The sequence below is a fragment of the Thalassobellus sediminis genome, from assembly GCF_044386045.1.
GTDB lineage: Bacteria > Bacteroidota > Bacteroidia > Flavobacteriales > Flavobacteriaceae > Thalassobellus > Thalassobellus sediminis.
The window spans coordinates 1,937,466-1,960,708 of the sequence record NZ_JBISCD010000040.1 but is presented as its reverse complement, the minus strand read 5'-3'; the positions used below and the strand labels follow the sequence as shown (position 1 = coordinate 1,960,708).

Sequence of the window (23,243 nt, the reverse complement as noted above, 5' to 3'; positions counted from 1 at the left end):
ATAAACTTAAAGATTTTTGGTTAAAAAGTAAGTAGAAACTAATACGGACAATATTGACGCTACAGTCGTTAAATTCTGAAAAGCTGTTTGTCCTGCTCCAATAGCTTTACGCTTTAAAGGCTTTACTAATATAATATCGTTAGGCTGAATAAAATAAAAAGGCGAATTCATGGCAGCAATATCTGTTAAATCTATGTGATGTATTTTTTGTCCATCAGGATACTGTCTAATAATTAAAACATCTGTTCTATCTCCTGTTTGGTTAATGTCACCGGCATTTGCTAAGGCTTCAATAATATTTACACGGTCTTGAAACAAAGTATAAACACCTGTACCCACTTCTCCAATTGTTGTATACCTTAACCCTGCTAATTTTACGGTTACAAAAATCTCTGCAGTTTCTTTAAAATACTGTTCTAATAATTCTTTCTTTACCTTTTCTTCAATTTCATCTATAGTAAACCCTAAAACATTAATTTCTCCTAAAATAGGGAATTTAATATTACCATGTAAATCTATTGTAAAACCATTAAAATACAAAGCTGACTGCCCTTGAGAAGCACTTCCTCCATTACTTTCTACTGGATTAAAAATAGAAGTTAACTCATTATCCAATGCTTTAACATTAATACTTAAAATATCATTTACCTGGACTCTATACGGTTTTGATAATTCTTTTAAAACTAACAAACTATCAGAAACAGTTCCTTTGTCTTGTAAATAAACAACATCTTTATTAGTTATACATGAAGAAAACAGGATACTAATTACCAAGCAAATAACTAAGAAAAACTTTTTTAACATAGAGAGATTTGATTTATCACAAATATAAGTTTTCGTCGTGAACAATAAAACTTATAGCTCTTTTTTTGGTTTTTTATCCGTTATTTGCAAAAAACATATCTCTTGAATTACTTAACAGTAGAAAACATATCAAAATCTTACGGAGAATTAACCCTTTTCGAAAACATTTCATTTAGTGTTCACAAAGACCAAAAAATTGCTTTTGTAGCCAAAAACGGCACTGGAAAAACATCCATTTTAAATATTCTTTCTGGTGATTACGAATCAGATTCTGGTAATGTAACTTACAGAAAAGATATTGTTGTTTCTGTCTTATCACAAGACCCAAAATTTGATAGTAATTTAACTATTGAAGAAACCATTTTTGCTAGCGACAATCCTATTTTAAAGGTTATTTCGAACTACGAAAAAGCACTTTTAAACCCCAATGATTCTGATGCCTATCAACAAGCATTTGAAGCCATGGAACAACATCATGCCTGGGATTTTGAAACACTTTACAAACAAATACTTTTTAAACTAAAACTCGAAGATTTAAATCTAAAAGTAGGCGTGCTTTCGGGCGGACAAAAAAAACGTCTCGCGCTAGCAAACGCATTAATAAACAAACCCGATTTACTAATTCTTGATGAACCAACAAACCATTTAGATTTAGAAATGATTGAATGGCTTGAAACTTTTTTTGCCAAAGAAAACATGACGCTTTTTATGGTAACACACGATCGCTACTTTTTAGAACGTGTTTGCAACGAAATTATAGAATTAGACGAAGGACAACTATACAACTACAAAGGGAACTACTCCTACTACCTCGAAAAACGAGAAGCAAGAATAGAATTAGAAGCAACAGAAGTAGGCAAAGCCAAACAACTTTTCAAGAAAGAGTTAACTTGGATGCGCCGTCAACCAAAAGCTAGAACTACAAAATCTAAATCTAGAATTAATGATTTTGCCGATATAAAACACCGAGCACACCAACGTAGAAACGACCATGAAGTTCAGTTAGAATTAAACATGGAACGCTTAGGTAGCAAAATTTTAGAATTCCATAAAGTATCAAAAGCTTTTAAAGATAAAACGATTCTCGATAATTTTAACTACATGTTTCAAAGAGGAGAACGTGTTGGTATTATTGGAAAAAATGGCACAGGAAAAACCACCTTTTTAAATATATTAACCGAAACCTCTAAGCCCGATTCAGGAAAAGTAATTAAGGGAGATACTGTAAAATATGGTTATTACACTCAAAACGGTATTACTATAAAGCCAGAGCAAAAAGTTATTGATGTTATAAAAGAATTTGGCGATTATATTCCCCTTAAAAAAGGCAAGCAAATTAGTGCGCAACAACTTTTAGAACGCTTTTTATTCAGTAGAAAAAAGCAATACGATTTTGTTGAAAAACTAAGTGGTGGCGAACGTAAACGTTTATATTTATGTACCGTTTTAATTCAGAACCCTAATTTTTTAATTTTAGATGAACCTACAAACGATTTAGATATTGTAACTCTAAATGTACTTGAAAGTTTCCTTTTAGATTTCCCTGGTTGTATTATAGTGGTATCTCACGACAGGTATTTTATGGATAAAGTAGTCGATCATCTATTGGTTTTTAAAGGTAATGGTGTTGTTGAAGATTTCCCTGGAAATTATACAGATTACAGAGTTTATGAAGATAGCCAGCCTGTAATTTCTAATACATCTACTGAAAACAAAAAAGATAAGAATGCTTGGAAAAAGAACAATGAAAACAAATTATCTTACAATGAAGAAAAGGAACTTAAAAATATTGAAAGCAAGCTAAAGTCTTTAACTTTTGATAAAAAAGAATTAGAAAACAAATTCAATAATCCAGATTTATCTCAAGACGACATCAATAAACTATCAGAAGCATTACAAGAAATTATTGATACCATGGATGCTAAAGAAGAACGCTGGTTTGAGTTATCATCTAAACTTGAGGAATGAAACAGTATGCAGTCTCAGTTTACAGTCAAAAAACATTATAAGTTCTAGTGAAATATTTTGTATCAAAAAACAATTTTGTAAAATGTTTTATCAAGCTACCCAATACATAAAGTTTCTTTTAAAATCTACCAATCAACATGGAGTTCACTCTCCTTTTGTTTATGATTTGGTTACTAAATGCTTTTATGATAAATCAAAATACAGTTCATATAAAGACATTCTAAACTACAAAAAAGAGCTTCTACAAAATAGTAGCAAAATAAAAGTAACCGATTTAGGAGCAGGCTCACAAGTCATGAAACAACAAGAGCGTACTGTTTCAACAATTGCAAAAAACGCTGGTACCACTAATAAACGAGCGAAACTTTTATACAGGGTTACTAATTACTTTAAACCAGAAAGCACATTAGAACTAGGAACTTCTTTAGGTATTGCAACACATGCCATAAGTTTAGGCAACACAAAAAACAATATTACAACTATTGAAGGCTGCCCAAATACTTCTAAATTTTCAAAAGAAAGTTTAAAAAAGCTTAAATTAAAAAATGTTAATCTCATTACAGGAGATTTTAATACCGAAATAAAGAAACTTAACTCTAATAAATACGACCTTATTTTCTTTGATGGCAACCATCAAAAAGAAGCAACTTTAAATTATTTCGAAATGCTTTTAGAAACAGCTCACAACGATTCTGTTTTTATTTTTGATGATATTTATTGGAGTAAAGACATGACTGAAGCTTGGGAAAGCATCAAAAAACACCCAAAAGCTACCGTTACCATTGATACTTTTTTCTGGGGATTTGTTTTTTTTAGAAAAGAACAGGTTAAGGAGGATTTTATTATTAGAGTTTAATTGTCATTCCAGCAAAGGCAGGAATCTGTTCATGTTTTCTATTATAAATTTCTGTTTCTGTAAGAATAACAAAAGCAATCTGAAATTGAGTGCAAAAACTTTTAATTTTCAACTTATAACTTTTAACTTCGTAACATGAAAATCTATACCAAAACAGGAGATAAAGGTACCACCGCATTATTTGGTGGCACACGGGTACCAAAGCATCATATTCGTATTGATAGTTATGGAACCGTTGATGAGCTAAACTCTCATTTAGGCTTAATTCGCGATCAAGATATCAATCCTCATTACAAAGACCTATTAATTCATATTCAAGACAGATTGTTTACTGTTGGCGCTATTCTGGCAACAGACCCTGAAAAAGCGATTTTAAAAAATGGAAAAGCACGTTTAAACATTCCTACTATTTCTAATGAAAACATAAAACGCTTAGAAGAAGAAATGGATACTATGAACGAAGCATTACCGCCTATGACTCATTTTGTGCTACCTGGAGGGCATCAAACGGTGTCATTCTGTCATATAGCACGTTGTGTATGCCGTAGAGCTGAACGTTTAACGTCTGCGCTTAGCGAGATTGAAACAATAGACCCGAATACTTTAAAGTATTTAAACCGTCTTTCTGACTACCTTTTTGTATTGGCACGAAAGTTGTCTTATGATTTACAAGCAAATGAAATTAAGTGGATTCCGGAGAAAGGATAAACTATTAAACTTTGACTTATAAATTGAACTCGTTTTGCGTTAGGGATTGCAACGGCATCCTTTTTAAAACTTGAATGAAACAAAAAATTGTAACTACTACTGATTTTGGCAGATTGCCATATCCTTCGTCATAACAATAACGTTTTAAAAAGATATAGTGGAAAGCCCGACCCGATAGGGAAACGCCCAAATAAATTAAGTTCTAAATTATTAACAAAGCAACTATAAATTTCAACTGTTTAGATAACAAAAGAGTACGTTCTTAAAATTAATGATTAAATAATTCATTTTTTTCTTGTGTGTTTAAACTAAAAATTTATTTTTGCAAAAAATTAAACACAAAGAAATGTATTGGACATTAGAATTAGCATCTTATTTAAGTGATGCACCTTGGCCGGCAACTAAAGACGAATTGATAGATTACGCAATTAGAACTGGCGCACCGTTAGAAGTGGTTGAAAATTTACAATCAATTGAAGATGAAGGTGATTCTTATGACTCTATTGAAGAAATCTGGTCTGATTATCCGACCGATGAGGATTATCTATGGAATGAAGATGAATATTAGTAAAGCATAAAGAATAGTTAAAAAGTCTCGAATTGAGGCTTTTTTTTTGTCCTAATCTTTAAACAAATGTATCTTTGGATGCATTGAAAAACAAAAAATTAAAACGAACACAACTAGGCTAACCCCTAGCTTAATATAAATATAAACACACATGAGTTTTTTAAATTCTGTCCTTAAAGTATTTGTTGGCGATAAATCGAAGCAAGATGTTAAAGCCATCACACCAATTGTTGAAAAAATAAAGGCTTTAGAGTCTTCCGTTAGCAGTTTATCTCACGACGAACTTAGAGCAAAAACAACCGAATTTAAAGCAACTATTGCAGAAGCTATTAAGCCTATAAACGACGAGATAGAAAGCCTTCTTAATGAAGCTGAAAACACAGAAGACATTGACAAACGTGAGGATATCTATGAAGCTGTTGACAAGCTTAAAGACGATGCTTATAATAAAACGGAAGACGTTTTAAACACTATTTTACCAGAAGCTTTTGCTGTTATTAAAGAAACAGCTAAACGTTTTACAAACAATACCTCTATTACGGTTACAGCAAATAATTACGACAGAGAATTATCTGGAGATAAAGATTATGTAACACTTGATGGCGATAATGCTACTTGGGCAAACTCTTGGGATGCTGCTGGAAAGCCTATTACTTGGGATATGGTACATTACGATGTACAGCTTATTGGTGGTATTGCCATGCATCAAGGTAAAATTGCCGAAATGCAAACGGGTGAAGGTAAAACATTAGTGGCTACATTACCTATGTATTTAAATGCATTATCTGGAAAAGGTGTACATTTAGTTACTGTGAATGATTACTTAGCAAAGCGTGATAGCGCGTGGATGGCTCCTCTTTTTCAATTTCATGGTTTAACTATAGATTGTATAGATTACCACAAACCTAATTCGCCTGAACGTATTGCGGCTTACAATGCCGATATTACTTACGGAACCAATAATGAGTTTGGTTTTGATTACTTACGTGATAACATGTCACATACTCCTGAAGAATTAGTACAACGTCCACATCATTTTGCCATTGTAGATGAGGTCGATTCTGTATTAGTTGATGATGCGCGTACGCCGTTAATTATTTCAGGTCCAATTCCTCGTGGCGAACACCATGAGTTTACAGAATTAAAACCTAAGGTAGACGATATTGTATCGGTACAACGAAAATATTTAACAGGTGTTTTAGCCGAGGCTAAAAAGCTTATTGCTGCTGGCGATACTAAAGAAGGTGGTTTTCAACTACTACGTGTGTACCGTGGTATTCCTAAAAACAAAGCCTTAATTAAGTTTTTAAGTGAAGAAGGCATCAAACAACTACTTCAAAAAACGGAGAACTTTTACATGCAAGACAACAACCGCGAAATGCCAAAGGTTGATGCAGAATTGTACTATGTAATTGAAGAAAAAAACAATCAAGTTGAATTAACCGATAAAGGGGTTGAATACATCTCTGGAAAGGACAACCCAGATTTTTTCATCTTACCAGAAATAGGCATTGAAGTTGCTAAAATTGAAGAGCAAGGGCTTTCTTCTGAAGATGAAGCGAACCTTAAAGAAGAATTATTTAAAGAGTTTGGTGTAAAATCTGAACGTATTCATACGCTTAATCAACTTTTAAAAGCATACGCTTTATTTGAAAAAGACACCCAATATGTGGTGATGGAAAATAAAGTAATGATTGTTGATGAGCAAACCGGTCGTATTATGGATGGTCGTCGTTATTCTGACGGATTACACCAAGCGATTGAAGCTAAAGAAAATGTAAAAATTGAAGATGCTACGCAAACTTTTGCAACGGTAACACTTCAAAATTACTTTAGAATGTACCGTAAACTATCTGGTATGACAGGTACTGCAGTTACAGAAGCTGGAGAATTCTGGGAAATCTACAAATTAGATGTTGTTGAAATTCCAACCAACCGCCCAATTGCTAGAGACGATAAAGAAGATTTAGTTTATAAAACAAAGCGTGAAAAGTACAACGCGGTTATTGATGATGTTACCAAACTATCGCAAGCGGGTCGCCCTGTTTTAATTGGGACAACATCGGTAGAAATAAGTGAATTACTTGGTAAAATGCTTAGCATTCGAAAAATACCACACAATGTATTAAATGCGAAGCAACATAAAAAAGAAGCCGAAATTGTAGATCAAGCAGGTAAATCTGGACAAGTTACTATTGCAACCAACATGGCAGGTCGTGGTACCGATATTAAATTAAGCGACGAAGTTAAGGCTGCTGGTGGTTTAGCCATTGTAGGTACGGAGCGTCATGATTCGCGTCGAGTAGACAGACAGTTACGTGGTCGTGCTGGTCGTCAAGGAGATCCAGGAAGTTCTCAATTTTACGTATCGTTAGAAGATAACCTGATGCGTTTATTTGGTAGCGAGCGTATTGCGAAAATGATGGATAAAATGGGACTTAAAGAAGGTGAGGTTATCCAACATTCAATGATTTCAAAATCTATTGAGCGTGCACAGAAAAAAGTAGAAGAGAATAACTTTGGTGTTCGTAAGCGTTTATTAGAATATGATGATGTTATGAATGCACAACGTGAGGTAGTTTACAAACGTCGTCGTCATGCATTACATGGTGAGCGTTTACGTGTAGATTTAGCGAATATGATTTTTGATACATCAGAAGGTATTGCTGAAACTAACAAAGGCGCTAACGATTATAAAAACTTTGAGTTTGAATTAATTCGTTATTTCTCAATGAGTTCACCAGTGTCAGAAGCTGAATTTGGTAAACTTTCTGCACAAGATATTACATCAAAAATATACAAAGGTGCTTTCGAGCATTATAGAGCAAAAATGGAACGCAATGCCGAAATTGCATTCCCTGTTATTAAAAATGTATACGAAACACAACGCGATAAGTTTAAACGCATTGTAGTACCTTTTACAGACGGTATTAAATCATTAAATGTGGTTACCGATCTTGAAAAAGCATACGAAACAAACGGTAAACAATTAATTACCGATTTCGAAAAAAATATTACACTTGCTATTATTGATGATGCTTGGAAAACCCATTTACGTAAAATGGACGAGTTGAAACAATCGGTACAATTGGCAGTACACGAACAAAAAGATCCTTTACTTATTTATAAGTTTGAAGCTTTCGAATTGTTTAAAGCTATGATAGACCAAGTAAATAAAGATGTTATTTCATTCTTATTTAAAGGTGAGTTACCGCAAGAAACGCAAAGTACCATACAAGAAGCTAAAGTACGTAAGCAAGAAAAACTGAATGTACAAAAAGACGAAATCCCTAATTTAGACGAACGCTCTGCACAAAATAGAGCAGCTGGAAACACGCAACGTCAACAAGAAGTAGTTGAAACTATTGTACGCGATAAACCAAAAATTGGTCGTAACGATCGTGTTACAATCAAACATGTTATGAATGGTGAAAACAAAACGGTTAAATACAAACAAGCAGAACCTTTAATCGCCAAAGGCGAATGGGTTTTGGTTGAAGAGTAACCTGGATTCCTGAGTATTCCGATATTTTATCGGGAGGAATCTTATAATACATTTTTAAAAACCTGATATAAACTATCAGGTTTTTTTGTGCCTAAAAAAAACTCAAACTTGACTTGGTCAGAAAAAATAGCTAAATTCGTTTAACGGATGCTATAAAACATTAAAACGATTTCATATAAACATAGTTGTATTTATTTATAAAACCAGTAAATTATGCCAACCAAAGGACAGATATTAGTAGATAAGTTTACAGGAGATACTTTCGAATTTATTGAAACTTCAGAAGATACAAATGGAGAAAGAGTTACAATAAAAGTGACTCTTTTTAGTAAAGGCCAAACAGTAGACGACCATATTCACATTCTGCAAGATGAATCATTTAAAGCGCTATCAGGTACAATGACCTATTTTATCGATGGAAAAGAATATCAACTAAACAAAGGAGAAGAAGTTACTTTACCTAAGAACAAAGCTCATAACCATTATAATACAAATGATCAACCGGCTGAATATATTCAGACGATCACACCAGGTATTGACATTGATTTGTTTATCGAGAATCTAATTGGCATGACAAATGATGGAAAGGTTAAAAATGGGAAATTTCCTTTTTTACAAGCAATGGTTACTGGAAAGTATTTAGAAAGCCCTTCTAGATTGGCATCAATTCCAATGGGTCTACAGAATTTTTTGATAAATACTTTAGGTCCATTAGCTAGGTTGTTCGGATATAGAGCGATATATAAAAAATACGTTGGTATTGAAAAATAACAAAATACAACAAAGCACAAAAAAATTATACCTAAATTTAATTATAAATCAAATGGGTTATGCATAATTAGTCACCCTGATTTTCCTGCGAAAAATACTCAGGTACAAATCGGCACTATTATTATAAATAAAGGTTAAACGAATCTTCATCACCTAACTTAAAAAACTAATTAAAAATAAATGCTTCTAATCAAATTTACGCTTTAACCTCTGGCAAAGAAACACCTTTTATAAGAATAACAATTCCCATAGCAAGTAACCAAACAACTTTTACATGGAATATAGGTTTGTAAATTTCGTAATTATCTGGAATAGCAAGAATAATCATCATAGCTACGAATCCTAATAGCGCAGTAAACCAACCTAACCATTTGCTAACTATATGCCATTTAACAAAAGCAAATCCTAATAACACTAAACCTACACCAGAAAAAATACGCCCAAAACGGATAAAGCAAGTTACATACTGATTAGTAAATAAAATATTATCTACAAACTCTTTAATTTCTGCAGTAGTTTTACCTGCTGTTTGCCCAACACCCCAAGCGCCATAATTATAAAAATACGCCGATGCAATTGCTAAGGTAAAAGTACCTACAACAAGCATTCCTGCACCTGGTAATATAACAACACGATAAGGTTTTCGGGCTGTAATGGATACTAATGCGAATGTTGCAATGGCCATCGTAACCCAACCAAAAATATGAATTCTATACATCCAAATCCAATACCAAACATCTTTACCAATAGCTGCAAAATCTGAAGCTACAATATACTCTCCAATATGATGTGGCGATAATGCCCATCCTAACCACAATAAGGCAGCTGCAAAAATAAAAGCCCAACCTGTAAACTTGGTTTCGAAATCTTTCTTAATGAATTCCATAATTAATTATTTTTAAGTTAGTTACAATTAGCAAGATATAAGGATTCGTTTTTTTTTCATGTAATAATTGTTACATAAAAAGAAATTAGAATTTGTAAATTGTACTACTTGTTATATAACTTATAATTTTAAACGGCTTGAAAAGAAGAGAATTTGTTAAAAGGGCAACACTAAGTTCATTTGCTACACTTATAGGCTCAGAACTTGTTTTTGGTTCAAAAATCCTTGATGGTTATACCCCTTTGGCATTACAAGACCCTGATCCTTTTAAAATGTTTAATAAACATCCAGACATGATTGTTCTAAACGACAAACCATGGAATATTGAAGCGCAAGCACATTTATTAGATGATAAAATCACACCTAATTCATGCATGTTTATTAGAAATAATGGGCTAGTTCCTGAGGCTATTGATGCTAAGTCATGGAAACTTACTATTGACGGTGAATCTGTTACTAAGATAACAGAATACACTCTTTCAGATTTAAAATCAAAATTCAAACACTACACGTATCAGTTAGCAATAGAATGTGGTGGTAATGGACGTAGCGAATTTAATCCGCCTGCAAAAGGAAACCAATGGACCGTTGGAGCAGTACATTGTGCTTCATGGACAGGTGTTCGATTACGCGATGTATTGGAAGATGCAGGTATGAAAAGTGATGCTGTTTATATTGGCTATCATGCTATAGATAAACATTTGAGTATGGATCCTAATAAAGAACCCATTTCTAGAGGCTGCCCTATGCAAAAAGCATTGCAAGATGAAACTATTTTAGCTTTTAAAATGAATGGAGAAGATATTCCTTTAGTACATGGTTATCCCTTACGCTTGGTTGCAGGTGGATGGCCTGCTTCTGTTTCTGGTAAATGGATTAATCGCATTAGTATTCGAAATAAAGTTCATGATGGTACAAAAATGATAGGAACAGCGTATAGAGTACCTTGTGAACCAGTTGCTCCTGGTGAAAAAGTAAAAGATGAAGATATGTGCATTATTGAGTCGATGCCAGTGAAATCATTAATTACCTATCCTAAAACGGGCGCTATTATTAATAAAGGGAAATCCTTAAATATTAGAGGGCATGCTTGGGCAGGCGAACTTGAAGTTTCTAAAATGGAATATTCTATAGATTATGGATCTACTTGGACAACATGCCCAGTTGAAAAGCCAGCTAACCGTTTAGCATGGCAACATTTTTCGGCTAAAGTAAGTTTTCCTAAAGTAGGTTATTATGAAGTTTGGGCTAGAGCAACAGATAGTAACAACGTTGCTCAACCTATGTTATTACCTGGATGGAATCCGAAAGGATATTTAAATAATGCGTGTCATAGAATTGCTGTAAAAGTTAAGTAATGACTAACGAAAAAGTATTCAAAGCCTTAATTCAAAAAGTGTATCGGTTATTGATACTTCTTTTAACGTTATTTGTAATAACAGGCGGAGGCTTACTTTATTATATGTCTAACCCATCGTTCTTTGATTTTAAATCGGAACCTGAAACTATAGTTGCAGTACCAATTGAAATTGACGAAGATCGTATTGAAAACGGTATTCATGTAAGAACAGGTTTGGTAGATGCAGATGGGTTAATGCTAGTTGTAAATAATTGCACTAATTGTCATTCGGCAAAATTGGTAACACAAAATAGAATGACAGCAGAAGGATGGAATACAACCATTAAATGGATGCAGGAAACACAAAACCTTTGGAATTTAGGAAGAAACCAAGACGTTATCGTTAATTATTTAGTAACCAATTACCCTCCAAAATCAATTGGCAGACGAGCGGTTTTAACAGATATAGACTGGTACGAATTAAACAATAAATAAAATTATATAATATTAAAATACAATTAAAATGGAAAAATATTTAGATGCATTTATTAATGCTTTTCAAGGAACTTTAAATTGGACATGGAAATCGATAATTTTTGAAGTGCCATGGACTTCAAACTATTTTTGGGGACTTATAGCCATTTCCCTATTTGTTTGGGTATTAGAAATTGCTTTTCCGTGGAGAAAAGAGCAATCTATTCTTAGACGCGATTTTTGGCTAGATGCGTTTTACATGTTCTTTAATTTCTTCATCTTTTCAATTGTAATTAGTGGTGTTTATAAGGTTTTAGGACTCGCTTTTGGAGAAATAAACATCACAGCTAAAAGCCTTGCTTTATTTGATATTTCTGAATGGGCACCTTGGTTACAATTATTTGTGTTTTTCATTATACTTGACTTTGTGCAATGGTTTACGCATGTATTATTACATAAATACCCTTTCCTATGGAAATTTCACAAAGTGCATCATAGTGTGAAAGAAATGGGGTTCGCAGCGCATCTAAGATACCACTGGATGGAAAACATTTTTTACAAACCACTAAAAACGTTTGGAGTTATGATTATTGGTGGTTTTGAACCTAATCAAGCTTTTATTATTCATTTCATTACCATAGCCATTGGTCATTTTAACCATTCAAACATTAAAATTACTTGGGGACCGTTAAAATATATTTTCAACAACCCAGTCATGCATTTATATCATCATGCTTATCTATTACCTAAAGGAAAATATGGTGTAAATTATGGCATAAGTTTAAGTCTTTGGGATTATATTTTTAAAACAAATTATATACCCGAAGATAGCGGCACTATAGAAATAGGGTTTAAAGGTGATGATAAATTTCCAACAGATTTTATTGGTCAGAATACCTACGGCTTTAAAAAAGGACAGCGGTAATAGCAATAGAAAACTTTAAGATTTTCTATTGAGCTACCTATAGAGCTGATTACTGCCTGCGCAGGAATAACAAGATTAGTTTACAACCTCGCCATAAAGGTCAAAGTCTTCTGCTTCAATAACTTTTATAGTCGCAAATTCACCTGTTTTTAAATAGGTTTTAGAAGCATCAATAAGCACTTCGTTATCTACATCTGGAGAATCGAATTCAGTACGACCTACAAAATAGTTCCCTTCTTTTCTGTCGATAACGACTTTAAAGGTTTCTCCTATTTTTTGCTGATTCAATTCCCAAGAAATTTGTGATTGAATTTCCATGATTTGATTAGCTCTGTCCATTTTCACTTCTTCTGGCACATCATCTTCTAAATTATAAGCATGGGTGTTTTCTTCATGAGAATACGTAAAACATCCTAAACGTTCAAAACGCATCTCTGTAACCCATTGCTTTAATTCTTGAAAATTCTCTTCTGTTTCTCCTGGATAACCTACAATTAGTGTGGTTCTAATAGTCATATTAGGAACCGATTCTCTAAACTGATGGATAAGCTTTGTCGTTTTCTCTTTATTCGTACCACGACGCATACTCTTTAAAACAGCATCAGAAATATGTTGTAACGGAATATCTAAATAGTTACAAATTTTAGGTTCGCGATTCATAACATCTAACACATCCAAAGGAAATCCTGTTGGGAACGCATAATGCAAACGAATCCACTCGATACCTTCTACTTTTACTAAAGCTTCTAGTAATTCGGCTAGATTACGTTTTTTATATAAATCGAGACCATAATAAGTTAAATCTTGAGCAATTAAAATAAGCTCTTTAACGCCATTGGCTGCTAATTTCTCAGCTTCTATAACTAAGTTCTCTATAGGTGTGCTTTTGTGTTTTCCTCTCATGATAGGAATAGCACAAAACGAACAAGGTCTATCACAACCTTCAGCAATTTTTAAATAGGCATAATTTTTTGGTGTGGTTGTTAAACGCTCACCTATTAACTCATGCTTATAATCGGCACCTAAAGCTTTTAATAAACCTGGTAACTCTGTAGTACCAAAATACTCATCTACATTTGGTATTTCTTTTACTAAATCTGGTTTATAACGCTCGCTTAAACAACCGGTAACAAAAACCTTGTCAACATCGCCATCTTGTTTTTTCTGAACATATTCTAAAATGGTATTAACGCTCTCTTCTTTAGCGTTATTAATAAACCCACAGGTATTAATAACCACAATATTGCCTTCGTCTTCATGAACCACATCTTTTCCGCTGGCTTTTAACTGCCCCATTAACACTTCGCTATCGTAAACATTTTTACTACAACCAAGGGTTACTACATTAATCTTGTTTTTCTTAAGAGTTTTTGTGCGCATACTTTCTATAAATCAGGGCGCAAAGATACATAATGATTGTGAACTAATGAATGTGATTAACGATTAACAAATAGGTTCTTAAATTATTAACTAAACCTTTTTTATATTTGAGAGTCCAAGATTGCAAAAACCTACATTATGAAACATTCATAACTAAATTTTCGATACCCAAGAAAATGATTAAATGAATGCTACATGTGTCCGGTAAAAAACAATAATTATAAACACATGAAACCACTTTATTTTTCAATATTAGCCATCTTTTTTGTTTTAGGTTGTTCTTCTGATAATAATGATGAACTAGAAATTCCTGTTACAGATGCATTATATTTCCCTCCTATTAATTCTGATACTTGGGAAACAAAATCTATAACAGATTTGGGCTGGAATGAAAATGCAAAACAACCTCTTTTAGATTATTTAGAAGAAAAAAACACCAAGAGCTTTATCATTTTACATGAAGGCAAAATTGTTTTAGAAAGCTATTTAAATGGTCATGATAAATCAAAATCTTGGTATTGGGCTAGCGCAGGAAAAACACTAACATCCACCGTTTCTGGAATAGCACAAGATGCAGGCATCATAAATATAAACAATAAAGTATCTGATTATTTAGGCACAGGTTGGACTAGTGCTCCAATAGCTAAAGAAAATCTAATTACTTGTAAAAACCTATTGTCTATGGATTCTGGACTAGATGATAGTTTAGGCGATGATGTATCTCCCAACGGATTACAATATGTAGCAGATGCAGGGACTAGATGGGCTTACCATAATGTATATGTAAAAATGCAAGATGTAATTGCTGCGGCTAGCAATCAAACATGGAACACCTATTTCAACACTAATTTAAAAGATAAAATTGGCATGTCTGGACTATGGTCTCAGTTAAACAACTTAAATGTTTATTGGAGTAATACACGTAGTATGGCACGTTTTGGCTTATTAATTTCTGCTAAAGGAAAATGGGAAGACAATCAAATTATTTCTGAAAGTTTTTTAAATGAAGCAACTAACACTTCTCAAAACATTAATCAATCGTATGGCTATTTATGGTGGTTAAACGGAAAGTCGAGTTATCATTTACCACAAAGTCAATTAGAATTTAATGTCGAACTCATACCAAACGCTCCTGATGACATGTATGCTGCTTTGGGTAAAAACGATCAAAAAATTTATATAGTGCCCAGTAAAAAATTAGTTGTTATTAGAATGGGAGAAGCTGCTGATGGCGACAATTTTGCTCTATCCAATTTTGATAATGATTTATGGGAAAAGATAAATGCTTTGGTTGATTAACATCAGGTTCCTACCTTCGAATATTACTTAAAAAACGAATCTACAAACTCAAATTTATTGAACACTTGTAAATCTTCAATGCCTTCACCTACTCCAATATATTTTACAGGAATTTTAAATTGATCTGAAATACCAATCACTACACCACCTTTTGCTGTTCCATCTAGCTTTGTAACAGCTAATGATGTCACTTCTGTAGCCGCTGTAAACTGCTTAGCTTGCTCAAAAGCATTTTGACCTGTTGAGCCATCTAAAACCAATAACACATCGTGTGGCGCATCGCCAACTACTTTTTGCATAACACGTTTAACTTTAGTTAACTCGTTCATTAAGTTTATCTTATTGTGTAAACGGCCAGCTGTATCTATAATAATAACATCGGCATCTTGATTTACTCCAGATTGTAGTGCATCAAAAGCTACAGAAGCCGGATCGCTTCCCATATCTTGTCTTACCATTGGTACATCTACGCGATCTGCCCAAACTTGTAATTGATCTATAGCTGCTGCTCTAAAAGTATCGGCTGCACCAAGTACTACTTTTAATCCTTGTTTTTTAAACTGATAAGCTAATTTTCCTATAGTGGTTGTTTTTCCAACACCATTTACACCTACTACCATTAATACATACGGCGTTTTAGATCCGTCTGCTTGTTTTGGTAAACTAGGAATGGTGTATTCTGTTTCTTCACCAGTATTGGTTTCACTCAACAAGCCAGCTATTTCTTCTCGAAGAATTTTATTTAATTCATCAGTACCCAAATATTTGTCTTTTGATACGCGTTCTTCTATACGCTCAATAACTTTAAGTGTTGTGTTTACACCAACATCACTAGATACTAGCACTTCTTCTAAGCTATCTAAAACATCATCGTCTACTTTAGATTTTCCTGCTACTGCTTTACTTAATTTACCGAAGAAGCTAGATTTAGTTTTTTCTAAACCTTTATCTAATGTTTCTTTTTTTTCTGAAGAAAATATTTTTTTAAAAAAACTCATTCTTAATTATAGATTGATTGTTATATGTAATCTAATTCTGCGTTAGGGATTGATGCGATATCTTTTTTTGTCTTTCTCAAAAAAGATTTAGCGGAAAGCCCGACCCTTGCGGTAACGCCTATATTATTATTGTCAATTTCCTTACCATATTTACAATACTGCTAATATGTCAGAGAAAACCATTCAAATATAAATATAAAAAAGCAGCTTTCTATACAGAAAGCTGCTTTTGAGTATCTTATAAAAACAAGTATTTACTTTTTAGCTATAAAGTCGTTTACTTGGTCTGGACTCATTATAGATTCAACAAACATGTAAGCTCCTGTTTTTGGAGACTTTACCATTTTTATTGCTTTTGTTAATCTTTTAGATCCTGTTTGTAATGATGCTACTGATTTCTTTGCCATGATCTATAATTATTTAATTTCTTTATGAACTGTCATACGTTTAAGAATTGGATTAAATTTTTTAATCTCCATTCTATCTGGCGTATTCTTTTTGTTTTTAGTAGTAATGTATCTTGAAGTTCCTGGTTGTCCAGACTCTTTATGCTCAGTACATTCTAATATTACTTGTATTCTGTTTCCTCTCTTTGCCATTTCTTTACTTATTTAAATGCAGATATTATTTTAAAAATCCTTTAGATTTTGCATCTTTAATCGCTGCAGAAATACCTATTTTGTTGATTGTTTTTAAAGCAGATGTAGAAACCTTTAAAGTTATCCAGCTGTCTTCTTCTGGAATATAAAAACGTTTCTTAACTAAATTCGCATTGAACTTGCGTTTAGTTCTGTTTAATGCATGAGACACGTTGTTTCCAACCATTGCCTTCTTTCCTGTAAGTTCACAAACTCTTGACATTATTTATAACTTTAAATTCTTGTTGCTTAAAATCGAGGTGCAAATATATAAAATCTTTATGTTCTGACAATCTAATTTTTGTCAATTTTTAAAAATTTCTTTTAATAACATTTCAAAGGCTTTATTTGCCCCTTTATTTATCACTTTTGTTCGATGATTACCAAGCATAAATTTTTCTGAATAAACACCTGCTTTTGTTGCAATTGCTATAAAAACTATACCAACTTCTTCGTCAGATTCTCCTTTTGTAGGTCCTGCATTTCCGGTAGTAGCAATTGCATAATCTGTTTTAAATAATTGCAAAACATGCTGCGCCATAGCCTCTGCAACTTCACCACTAACAACAGAATGTTCGCTAATAGCATCTTTTGAAACTCCTAAAACGTCAATTTTCGAATCGGTTGCATAACTCACTACGCTTCCTTTAAAATATGCAGATGCTCCAGAATTTGTTGTAAATCGTTCTGCTATTTTACCTCCTGTGCAGCTTTCTGCTGTTGCAACAGTTTTACCTATTTTAGTTAAATGTTTACCTATAATTGCTTCAATAGATCCATCTTCATCTTCAAATCCTAGAAATTCATCTTTAATAAAAGGAATAACTGCGTCTATTTCTTTTTGAACATCATCTTTAATTTTATGCTCATCGAAACCCTTTGCAGATAAACGCAGTCTCATATTACCTAAACTAGGTAAATAAGCTAGTTTTATATGCTTTGGTAAAGCATCTTCCCAATCCTCTATTCTTGCAGCTAAAGTGCTCTCTCCTAACCCATGAATTAATAGTGTTCTGTGTAATATATATGGACAACGAAATTTGTCAGTTAATTTAGGAATTACAGCATCATCAATTAACCCCTTCATTTCAAAAGGCACTCCGGGAAGTGAAATAAAAACAGTATCATTCTTTTCTAACCACATACCAGGAGCAGTACCTAGTTTATTCATTAAAACCTTAGATTTAGAGGGCACTAACGCTTGATCTTTATTTACTTGTAACAAGGTTTGTCGCACATATTGTTTCCAAATACTTTCTATATTATCTAATACAGAAGCATCTAAAACTAGAGTGTCATTAAAATATTCAGCTATTGTTTTTTTGGTAATATCGTCTTTGGTAGGACCTAATCCTCCTGTAATTATAATAACATCAACTCGACTTTCTGCATCTTTAAATGCATTTAATATATGTTGTTTATCGTCTTGTATAGATGTTATTTGATAAACCGAAATTCCTATTTTATTTAATTGCTTAGCTATATACGAAGAATTCGTATCAATAACCTGACCAATAAGAAGTTCGTCCCCTATGGTAATTATCTCTGCTAGCATTATAAATTAAAATCTGATCTCATTTCGGCTACTGCCATATCTACTTTAGATATAAAAACTTCTAATTGTTCTGTGATATCTATATCTGTTTTTGTAAACTTTCCCCAATCTTGAATTTCTATTAAAATATCAAGCACGCCTAATTCAAATAAATCGACAGTTGGCTTCATTTTATGAGCCGCTTGATATGCTTCTTGATAGTTCACATCAGCAACTGCTTTTTTCAATCGTTCTGCATCTTCTGGCACTTCTTCTAAAAACGCCTCAGCTAAAGTGGCAATAAAATCTTCATCGTTATCAGCTAATTCGCGTACTCTAAATAATTTGTAATGTTGTTCCATTTATTTTACTGTTATTGAAAACATTTCTTTGTCTTCTATAAATCCTTTTAGTTTATCATTTGCAATTACTCTCCCAACTCCTGCGGGTGTGCCTGTAAATATAATATCTCCAATCTTTAAAGTGAAATATTTTGATACATATTCTATTAATTCATCAATTTTCCATAACATATGGCTTGTATTTCCTTTTTGAACAAAAATATCGTTCTTTTTTAAAGAAAACTCAATAGCATCAATACCATCTATCTCACTAACTGGCAACCAATTACCAATTACAGCAGCCCCATCAAAAGATTTTGCTTTCTCCCATGGTAATCCTTTTGCTTTTAACTCACTTTGTAAATCGCGCGCCGTAAAGTCTATCCCTAAACCAATTTCATTATAATATTTATGAGCAAATTTTCTATCAATATGCTTCCCTACTCTATTTATTTTAACCAAAACCTCAACTTCATAATGCACATCATCAGAAAAATCTGGAATAAAAAAAGGCTGTTTTTTTAAAAGAATTGCTGTGTCTGGTTTTAAGAATACAACCGGATCATCTGGTTTTTCGTTTTCTAATTCTTTTATATGTTCTGCGTAATTTCTACCAATACAAATAAGTTTCATCTCTTGTAAATTTTAATTTGGGCGCTACCTTTATCCTGAATTTAGTTCAGGAACAGGTCAGGCTTTTCGTTACAAGTCCTCGCTCCCAAAAATGGTCACTGTGGGATTTCCTCTGCAATCCCTAACGCAAGTTCTAGTATGCAGTATTCTAACTTCGTGCTTCCGTCTTAATTTCTAACCCAATTTATTATTAAAGCTTCTCAGTTTAATAGCTGTAAGCACTTTTTTAGTATATAATGGAAAATCGGCATTTAATAACCACCCAAAATAACCAGGTTCTTTATCTAAAACTTCAGTTACTAATTTGCCTTTATGTTTTCCAAAAGAAAAACACTCTTCTCCATTTTTATTATAGGCTATAAAACCTGCGAAATCAGCAAATTGTTTTCTAGAGCTAAATTCAGCCAAAAACTTCGTGTCATTTTCTAAATCGTCGTACTTTTCTATTTGAGCTTTTAAAACCTCGTAAGTTGCATTCGTATCAGCTTCGGCTCCATGAGCGCCCTCTAATTCTTTATCGCAATAAAACCTATATGCAGCACTTAAAGTGCGCTGTTCCATTTTATGAAAAATTGTTTGTACATCTACAGCTAAACGATTTTTCATATCAAAATCTATATCTGCTCTCAGCATTTCTTCTGCTAAAAGCGGAATGTCAAATCTATTAGAATTAAAACCTCCTAAATCGGAATCTTTAATCATATTATATATATCTTTTGCAAGCGCTTTAAAAGTTGGCTCTTCAGCTACTTTTTCATTAGTAATACCATGAATTTCAACAACTTCTTTCGGGATTTCCATTTCCGGATTAACCAACCACGTTTTACTCTCTTTATTTCCATTTGGAAACACTTTGAGTATTGATATTTCAACGATTCTATCTTTTGAGATATTAATTCCTGTTGTTTCTAAATCGAAAAAACAAATAGGCTTGGTAAGATTTAACTGCATTTATATTCTTTTAAGAAGTGTAAAGATACTAAATTACTAAGGTGTAGAAAGCAAAAAACCAACCGTTTTATAGATTGGATTTTTATATATTTAATTAAAAAATTATATCTCTCTATTAATGTCCCAAGCTTCTAAATAATCTTTTACAGCTTTAACAAACATACCGCCTAACGCACCATTAACTACACGATGATCGTAAGAGTGTGATAAAAACATTTTATAGCGAATACCTATAAAATCGCCATCTGGTGTTTCAATAACTGCTGGCACTTTTCTAATAGCTCCTAAAGCTAAAATACCAACCTGTGGCTGATTAATAATTGGAGTCCCCATGATACTACCAAATGTTCCTACATTAGTAACAGTGTATGTGCCTCCTTGAACTTCATCAGGCTTTAATTGATTTAAACGTGCACGATTTGCTAAATCATTTACTTGCTTCGTCATACCAACCAAATTAAGCTGATCAGCATTTTTTATTACAGGCACAATTAAATTACCATCTGGTAAAGCTGCTGCCATACCTAAATTAATATTTTTCTTTTTAACAATAGTATCCCCTTGAAGCGAAATATTCATCATAGGATAATCGCGAAGCGCTTTAGCAATAGCTTCCATAAAAATTGGCGTGAAGGTTAAATTTTCACCTTCTCGCTTCATAAAAACATCTTTATTCTTCTTTCTCCAATTCCAAACGTTAGTAACATCGGCTTCAATAAAGCTTTGTACGTGAGCAGATGTTTGAACAGATTCAACCATATGATGTGCAACAAGTTTGCCCATTCTGGTCATTTCTATAATTTCATCTTCACCACTACTAACTACTACTGGTTTAGAAACCTCTTTTGGCTTTTCTACAACAGTTTTTTGAATTGCTTCTGGAGTTTCTACTTTTTGGATAACAGGCTTTTGATTCCCTCTATTTTTAATATAAGATAAAATATCATTTTTAGTAACACGTCCTTCTTTTCCTGTTCCTTTTATAGCATCCAATTCTTGTTGAGAAACACCTTCTTGTTTTGCTATGTTTTTTACTAAAGGAGAGTAAAAACGATTTTCACTAGAAACTACAGGAGCTAATGTTTCTTTTGCAATATTTATTGTTTGCTCTACAACTTCTACAACCGCTTTATGTACTTTTTCTTCTTCAACTACATTTTGAATATCAGAAACCTCATCAACGCCTTCTGTTTCAATAATAGCTAAAACCTGTCCTACTTGTACAACATCATCAATATTAAAAAACTTTTCTACTAAAACACCGTCAACTTCACTAGGAACCTCACTATCAACCTTATCCGTAGCTATTTCTAAAACAGCTTCATCTAATTCTATAGTATCTCCTATTTCTTTTAACCAAGATGTAATAGTTGCTTCTGCAACACTTTCACCCATTTTTGGTAATTTAAGCTCAAATTTTGCCATATAGATAAGGTAATCTTTGTTTTTTAATTTTATTTTGCAAAATTAACAAAAAAACATTGCTATCAATGTGTTTTATCTATGAAAACTCTTTTATTTCCCCTTTTCCAAATCCGTTATCACTACCTATAATAAAATTAGATCCATTAGGTAATATCTTATATGTTAATCCTTCATCTACATTATGCTTGCTTATCACATTAATTATCTCTCTATAAGTTAACACGTTAGCATCAAATATAATTTCAGAATTTGGCTTAACATATTTTATATCGGATTTTAAAATCAGTTTTTTAGAGAGGAAAGATTCTAATTTTTTATTTTCTTTATTAGAAATAAAAACATATTCGGAAATATTTTTAGTCTTAGCTTTTTTTATGTGTCTAAAAGTATGAGCTAACTCGATACCTAACCAAACAAACATATCAAATAGTATGTTTTTTTTAAAATGCTTCTTATAGAATATTTTCATAGCACCAAAAAAGCGACGTGCATAATAACGATCCTTTAATGTGCTTTCTCCTTTAAAATGAATAATCTTAGACTCACCAAAGTAATAGTTCTTATAACCTGTTTTTAAAACCTTAAAAGACAAGTCTATATCCTCCCCATACATAAAATAATCCTCGTCAAAACCTCCAACCTGATCGTAAACTTCCTTTTCAAGGAACATAAATGCACCTACCAAAATATCTACTGCTCCATTTTCGTTTTTAGATACATGATTTGCATAATACTTATTAGAAAAACCTAATATTTTTTTGAATGCGACATTTACTGTGGGTATGTTTCGTTTACTTTCTGGCAAAAACAAACCGCCTCCGTTTATCAACTTACAACCTATGACACCTAAATTATCTTTACTTTCTGAAAACTTCAATAATGCATCAAAAGTATCTTCTGCAACGACTGTATCCGGATTCAGAATACACAAATACTCTCCTTTTGCTTGTAAAACACCAATATTGTTCCCTTTTGAAAAACCTAAATTCTCTTTATTTTCAATAAGATTAACTTCTGGAAACAACTTTTTAACCATCTCACAACTAAAATCTTTAGAATTATTATCTACAACAATAATTTCTGCATCAATGTTTGAAATAGCTTTTTCAACACTTTTTAAACAAAGTTCTAAAAAGTGACAAACGTTATAATTTAAAATAATGACAGAGAGTTTCAAGAATACTAATATAATTTAGTTGGTGGTTTTGTGGTAGCTAAACGCTTTTTAAAATTAAATATT

The 23,243-nt window shown here is 32.7% G+C and carries 23 protein-coding genes; 10 read left to right on the top strand and 13 right to left on the bottom strand.

Going from position 1 to position 23,243, the window contains the following annotated elements; translation table 11 throughout:
* Nucleotides 1–6 precede the first annotated feature (6 nt).
* Nucleotides 7–804 carry a polysaccharide biosynthesis/export family protein gene (locus ACH5TW_RS15155; RefSeq protein ID WP_439337342.1) on the bottom strand — a complete coding sequence of 266 codons (798 nt, stop codon included), beginning with the start codon at nt 802–804 and terminating at the stop codon, nt 7–9.
* A 102-nt stretch (nt 805–906) separates the two neighbouring features.
* Here ACH5TW_RS15155 and ACH5TW_RS15150 point away from each other — a divergent pair, with 102 nt between their 5' ends.
* The 6 genes from ACH5TW_RS15150 to ACH5TW_RS15125 all read left to right on the top strand — a co-directional run bounded on the left by ACH5TW_RS15150 (nt 907) and on the right by ACH5TW_RS15125 (nt 9,180).
* Nucleotides 907–2,772 (top strand): ABC-F family ATP-binding cassette domain-containing protein, encoded by a 1,866-nt coding sequence (locus tag ACH5TW_RS15150; RefSeq protein WP_439337341.1) that lies wholly within the window; start codon nt 907–909, stop codon nt 2,770–2,772.
* An 82-nt stretch (nt 2,773–2,854) separates the two neighbouring features.
* On the top strand, nt 2,855–3,628 hold the full coding sequence (locus ACH5TW_RS15145) for an O-methyltransferase (protein ID WP_439337340.1): 774 nt from the start codon (nt 2,855–2,857) through the stop codon (nt 3,626–3,628).
* Nucleotides 3,629–3,763: 135 nt separating this feature from the next.
* On the top strand, nt 3,764–4,336 hold the full coding sequence (locus ACH5TW_RS15140) for a cob(I)yrinic acid a,c-diamide adenosyltransferase (RefSeq protein ID WP_439337339.1): 573 nt from the start codon (nt 3,764–3,766) through the stop codon (nt 4,334–4,336).
* A 346-nt stretch (nt 4,337–4,682) separates the two neighbouring features.
* Nucleotides 4,683–4,904: a DUF2795 domain-containing protein gene (locus ACH5TW_RS15135; RefSeq protein ID WP_019387375.1), complete on the top strand. Its 222-nt coding sequence runs from the start codon at nt 4,683–4,685 to the stop codon at nt 4,902–4,904.
* Between the two features lie 151 nt (nt 4,905–5,055).
* Complete coding sequence (gene secA / locus ACH5TW_RS15130) at nt 5,056–8,409, top strand: preprotein translocase subunit SecA (RefSeq protein WP_439337338.1); 3,354 nt, start codon at nt 5,056–5,058, stop codon at nt 8,407–8,409.
* Between the two features lie 213 nt (nt 8,410–8,622).
* Nucleotides 8,623–9,180 (top strand): cupin domain-containing protein, encoded by a 558-nt coding sequence (locus ACH5TW_RS15125; RefSeq protein ID WP_439337337.1) that lies wholly within the window; start codon nt 8,623–8,625, stop codon nt 9,178–9,180.
* Nucleotides 9,181–9,376: 196 nt separating this feature from the next.
* Here ACH5TW_RS15125 and ACH5TW_RS15120 read toward each other — a convergent pair whose 3' ends face one another.
* Complete coding sequence (locus ACH5TW_RS15120) at nt 9,377–10,066, bottom strand: hypothetical protein (protein ID WP_439337336.1); 690 nt, start codon at nt 10,064–10,066, stop codon at nt 9,377–9,379.
* Nucleotides 10,067–10,203: 137 nt separating this feature from the next.
* On the opposite strand from ACH5TW_RS15120, the gene ACH5TW_RS15115 reads away from it, so the two are divergent.
* The 3 genes from ACH5TW_RS15115 to ACH5TW_RS15105 are packed head-to-tail and all read left to right on the top strand — an operon-like array spanning nt 10,204 to nt 12,804.
* Nucleotides 10,204–11,424 carry a sulfite oxidase gene (locus tag ACH5TW_RS15115; protein ID WP_439337335.1) on the top strand — a complete coding sequence of 407 codons (1,221 nt, stop codon included), beginning with the start codon at nt 10,204–10,206 and terminating at the stop codon, nt 11,422–11,424.
* Nucleotides 11,424–11,900, top strand: coding sequence for a monoheme cytochrome C (locus ACH5TW_RS15110; RefSeq protein WP_439337334.1), 477 nt, complete (start codon nt 11,424–11,426; stop codon nt 11,898–11,900). Before ACH5TW_RS15115 ends, ACH5TW_RS15110 begins: the two co-directional genes overlap by 1 nt.
* 28 nt (nt 11,901–11,928) lie before the next feature.
* Nucleotides 11,929–12,804: a sterol desaturase family protein gene (locus ACH5TW_RS15105; protein ID WP_439337333.1), complete on the top strand. Its 876-nt coding sequence runs from the start codon at nt 11,929–11,931 to the stop codon at nt 12,802–12,804.
* A 75-nt stretch (nt 12,805–12,879) separates the two neighbouring features.
* On the opposite strand, the gene rimO is transcribed toward ACH5TW_RS15105, so the two are convergent.
* Entirely contained in the window at nt 12,880–14,184 is a 1,305-nt protein-coding gene (gene rimO / locus ACH5TW_RS15100; RefSeq protein WP_439337332.1) for a 30S ribosomal protein S12 methylthiotransferase RimO, read from the bottom strand.
* Between the two features lie 228 nt (nt 14,185–14,412).
* On the opposite strand from rimO, the gene ACH5TW_RS15095 reads away from it, so the two are divergent.
* Entirely contained in the window at nt 14,413–15,483 is a 1,071-nt protein-coding gene (locus ACH5TW_RS15095; protein ID WP_439337331.1) for a serine hydrolase domain-containing protein, read from the top strand.
* A gap of 23 nt (nt 15,484–15,506) precedes the next feature.
* Here ACH5TW_RS15095 and ftsY read toward each other — a convergent pair whose 3' ends face one another.
* The 10 genes from ftsY to ACH5TW_RS15045 all read right to left on the bottom strand — a co-directional run bounded on the left by ftsY (nt 15,507) and on the right by ACH5TW_RS15045 (nt 23,180).
* A complete protein-coding gene (gene ftsY, locus ACH5TW_RS15090) occupies nt 15,507–16,481 on the bottom strand; it encodes a signal recognition particle-docking protein FtsY (RefSeq protein WP_439337330.1) in 975 nt (324 codons plus the stop codon).
* A gap of 254 nt (nt 16,482–16,735) precedes the next feature.
* On the bottom strand, nt 16,736–16,888 hold the full coding sequence (locus ACH5TW_RS15085; RefSeq protein ID WP_439337329.1) for a DUF4295 domain-containing protein: 153 nt from the start codon (nt 16,886–16,888) through the stop codon (nt 16,736–16,738).
* Nucleotides 16,889–16,897: 9 nt separating this feature from the next.
* Nucleotides 16,898–17,080 (bottom strand): 50S ribosomal protein L33, encoded by a 183-nt coding sequence (gene rpmG / locus ACH5TW_RS15080; RefSeq protein WP_033959164.1) that lies wholly within the window; start codon nt 17,078–17,080, stop codon nt 16,898–16,900.
* Nucleotides 17,081–17,105: 25 nt separating this feature from the next.
* Nucleotides 17,106–17,342, bottom strand: coding sequence for a 50S ribosomal protein L28 (gene rpmB, locus ACH5TW_RS15075; protein WP_069829467.1), 237 nt, complete (start codon nt 17,340–17,342; stop codon nt 17,106–17,108).
* An 81-nt stretch (nt 17,343–17,423) separates the two neighbouring features.
* The gene (locus tag ACH5TW_RS15070) at nt 17,424–18,674 is read right to left on the bottom strand and encodes a competence/damage-inducible protein A (RefSeq protein ID WP_439337328.1); all 1,251 of its coding nucleotides are present in this window, start codon (nt 18,672–18,674) and stop codon (nt 17,424–17,426) included.
* Nucleotides 18,674–19,015, bottom strand: coding sequence for an Hpt domain-containing protein (locus tag ACH5TW_RS15065; RefSeq protein ID WP_439337327.1), 342 nt, complete (start codon nt 19,013–19,015; stop codon nt 18,674–18,676). Before ACH5TW_RS15065 ends, ACH5TW_RS15070 begins: the two co-directional genes overlap by 1 nt.
* Nucleotides 19,016–19,627 carry a fumarylacetoacetate hydrolase family protein gene (locus ACH5TW_RS15060; RefSeq protein WP_439337326.1) on the bottom strand — a complete coding sequence of 204 codons (612 nt, stop codon included), beginning with the start codon at nt 19,625–19,627 and terminating at the stop codon, nt 19,016–19,018.
* Between the two features lie 174 nt (nt 19,628–19,801).
* On the bottom strand, nt 19,802–20,578 hold the full coding sequence (locus ACH5TW_RS15055) for a 3'-5' exonuclease (RefSeq protein WP_439337325.1): 777 nt from the start codon (nt 20,576–20,578) through the stop codon (nt 19,802–19,804).
* Between the two features lie 102 nt (nt 20,579–20,680).
* Entirely contained in the window at nt 20,681–22,003 is a 1,323-nt protein-coding gene (locus ACH5TW_RS15050) for a dihydrolipoamide acetyltransferase family protein (RefSeq protein WP_439337324.1), read from the bottom strand.
* A gap of 76 nt (nt 22,004–22,079) precedes the next feature.
* Nucleotides 22,080–23,180, bottom strand: coding sequence for a glycosyltransferase family 2 protein (locus ACH5TW_RS15045; protein WP_439337323.1), 1,101 nt, complete (start codon nt 23,178–23,180; stop codon nt 22,080–22,082).
* Nucleotides 23,181–23,243 lie beyond the last annotated feature (63 nt).